We start from the raw sequence: 2,971 nt of genomic DNA, 5'->3' as shown, positions 1-2,971 counted from the left end.
CCAGCGCCCCGCCCACCATGCTGGCCCGGAAGGTGTCCACCCGGAACAGGCGCAGGTCCAGCACCGGACGCGGCGTGCGCAGCGCGTGCCGCACGTAGGCCGCCAGCGCCCCCAGGGCCACCCCCGTGATGCCCAGCTGCGCGGGCCACGGCACCAGCCCGATGCCCACCGTCTCCGCCGCGCCCATCAGCGTCGTGATGGCGATGACGGCCAGCGCGAAACCTTTCTTGTCGAAGGGTCCGGGGTCCGGCTGGCGCAGCGCGGGCACGAAGCGCGCCACGGCCCACATGCCCAGCAGGCCCACCGGCACGTTGATGAAGAAGATCCACGGCCAGTCCGCGACGCCCAGGATGAAGCCCGCGAGCGGCGGGCCCAGCAGCGGACCCACGAGCGCGGGCATGGTGAACCAGCTCATCGCGGACACCAGCTTCTCGCGCGGCGCCGCGTTGACGACGATGAGCCGGCCCACGGGCGTCATCAGCGCGCCACCCAGTCCCTGCACGGTGCGGAAGAGCACCAGCTGCGCGAGCGACTGCGAGAACCCGCACAGCACGGAGCCCAGCAGGAACACCGCCATGGCCCACATGAAGACGCGGCGCGGACCGTAGCGGTCGGCGATCCACCCGCTCGCGGGCGCGAGCACCGCCAGCGCGAGGATGTACGACGTCAGCGCGAGCTTGAGGTGGACCGGGTCGGTGCCGAACACCACGGACAGCGTGGGCAGCGCGGTGGACAGCGCCGTGGAGTCCAGGAACTCCATGAACAGCGCACTGGCCACCGCGACGGATGCGAGCCGGGAGCCTCGGGTGGACGTGGTTCCGGAAGACCCGGTGGATGCGGTCGCGGTGGAGACGGACACGGCCTTTTCTATGCGCATGCCGCGCCGTGCCTGTCACGCACGCCCGGCCGGGGACCTCACGAATCCGAAGCGAGCGTGCTCACGGTGCACCACGGAGGCACCTTCCCCCCTGTGCAGGTCACGCCTGGCAACCTGTAGGACAGCCGGACAGGTTCGCCGCCTCAAGGCTCCGGCGGTTCGTTCCGGGCCGCTTCGGTCAGCGTGCGTGCCTCTTCGCGCAGCTCGTCCAACCGGACGCGGTGACGCTGGAGCAGCGCGTCCACCTGTTCGACGCGCGCCTTGTCTCCGCGCGCCCGGGCCTCCTGCTTCTCGCCCTCCAGCCGCGTGACGTCCCGTCCCAGCAGCGACGTGATGTGCTCCGTCTTCTCCAGCTTCCACCGCGCCGTCTGCGGCAGCTCCTCCACGATGGGGTCGTTCGGCTGCGCGGGCGCGTTCGCCACCTCCGGCTCCGGCGGCACGTCCCCGGGGGCCGGAGGCACCACCGTGGCGGAGGGCTGCGCGGGCCCGGGCGTCCGCACCGGCACCGCGCGCCTGGGGCTGACCTCCGCCGCCGTCACCGACGCCGCGCCAGTCACGGTGGCTTCGGGCACGGGCTGCTCCTCGCGGGACGGCCACAGCGCCACGGCGAGCAGCGCGGCCACCAGCACTCCCGCGCCCCCCAGCATCACCCGTTCACGGCTTCGCATCGTCCGCACTCCCCAAGCCTACGCGGGCCCCTCACAACCGCAAACGCCACCCGTCCGCCTGACGCTCCACCCGGAAGAAGTACGGCTCCTGCCGCTCCTTGCCTCCCTGGGCCACGCGCGCCCGCACGAGCACCGCGTCCGGGTCGCGGCCATCCACCTTCGCCTCGACGACGTCCACCAGGTGCAGGTCGTGCTCGCGCAGGTCCTTCACGGTCTCCTCGCACGAGGGCAGGCCCGCACCCGTCACGAGCAGCGGGCCCAGCACCGCGCAGTCCCCGGAGGGCAGGGCCTGGAAGAAGCGGCGCACCACCGCCTCCCCGGCCTCCGCCTTCGCGGACGTCGTGGACGTGCAGGCGAGCGCGGCGAGCCACAGCCCCACCGCCCCCGCCGCGTATCGCGTCGCGCGCCCCATCCGCCTCAGTAGCAGTTGGGCGCGAGCAGCTCGTCGTCCGACGCGGACACGAACTGATCATCGCAGTAGCCGCTCGCCAGCACGTGCCCGTTGCGCACGCAGCCGTCGTGGTTCGTCGCGTCCAGCGTGTACTGCGTGTCGCCGCCGCAGCCGCCACCGCAGCGGCCGAAGCAGTTGCCCAGCACCTTGGGGCGCGACCAGTGGTCCGGCTCACCGCACACCCAGGTGCTGCCGTTCAGGTAGTACTCGTCGCCGCCGCACGTCGTGTGGTCACCCAGCTGGGCGATCTGCTGGTTCTTCGCGACGTCGAAGCCGCCGTTGTTGCAGTCGTGCTTCGCGTACGAGTACCAGTTGTACGTGCCGCCGCAGCTGCCGGTGTTCTTGCCGCCGCACTTCGCGTAGCTGCACAGCATCGTGTAGCCGCGGCCCTGCTCGCCCATCACGGTGCGCTTGAGCGTGACGCTCGTGGGCTGCTGCGCCCACAGGCCCACCGCGCGCCGCAGGTACATGGCCTCCGGCGCCGCCGCGTCACCCGCGGGCAGGCCCTGGTTGAGCGCCTGGTAGAAGGCCGCGAGCACCTCGCGGTCCGCGTCCACCACCTGCGTGTCCTGCCCGTTCGCGTCCGCGAAGCCGTCCAGCGTGGTCACCCCGGAGGCCGGGTCCAAGAGGCCCGTGAGCGTCAGCCCCTTCAGCCGCACCTCCAGCCGGTACACCCCGGGCTCCACCTCCCGCGAGGCGAAGGACACGGACTGTCCGTCGTGCCCCCACGTGCCCTGCGTCACGCCCGCTTCCGACTGGAGCGACAGCCCGTCGGGGGACCCCGGGGAAGCGGCGGGAGCCTCGGGCCCCGCACCACCACAACCCCACATCAGCAACGCCGCGACAACACCCAGTGCCTTGCGCATCTGCTTGTCACCCTCCGGCCAGGACCGCACGAAAACATCTTCTTGGAAATCGAACCGAACGCAGGGGTACCGGGCGGCCGGGCGCCACTCAAGGCAGGGTGCGTCACGG

Annotated in this window: 4 protein-coding genes; all 4 read right to left on the bottom strand. The window is 72.1% G+C overall.

The features are described 5' to 3' along the window. Nucleotides 1–760, bottom strand: a 760-nt coding sequence (locus D7V97_RS41805; protein WP_233583578.1) for an MFS transporter, incomplete at its 3' end; no start/stop codon positions are given. Between the two features lie 260 nt (nt 761–1,020). Further along, a complete protein-coding gene (locus tag D7V97_RS41800; RefSeq protein ID WP_147445221.1) occupies nt 1,021–1,545 on the bottom strand; it encodes a hypothetical protein in 525 nt (174 codons plus the stop codon). Nucleotides 1,546–1,576: 31 nt separating this feature from the next. After that, on the bottom strand, nt 1,577–1,957 hold the full coding sequence (locus D7V97_RS41795; RefSeq protein WP_120616100.1) for a hypothetical protein: 381 nt from the start codon (nt 1,955–1,957) through the stop codon (nt 1,577–1,579). A 5-nt stretch (nt 1,958–1,962) separates the two neighbouring features. After that, the gene (locus D7V97_RS41790) at nt 1,963–2,862 is read right to left on the bottom strand and encodes a hypothetical protein (protein WP_120616102.1); all 900 of its coding nucleotides are present in this window, start codon (nt 2,860–2,862) and stop codon (nt 1,963–1,965) included. Nucleotides 2,863–2,971: the final 109 nt, after the last annotated feature.

Source organism: Corallococcus sp. CA053C (genome assembly GCF_003611675.1).
Classification (GTDB): domain Bacteria; phylum Myxococcota; class Myxococcia; order Myxococcales; family Myxococcaceae; genus Corallococcus.
Note: the sequence above shows the minus strand (reverse complement) of the source record. Positions and strands in the feature narration are given on the sequence as shown.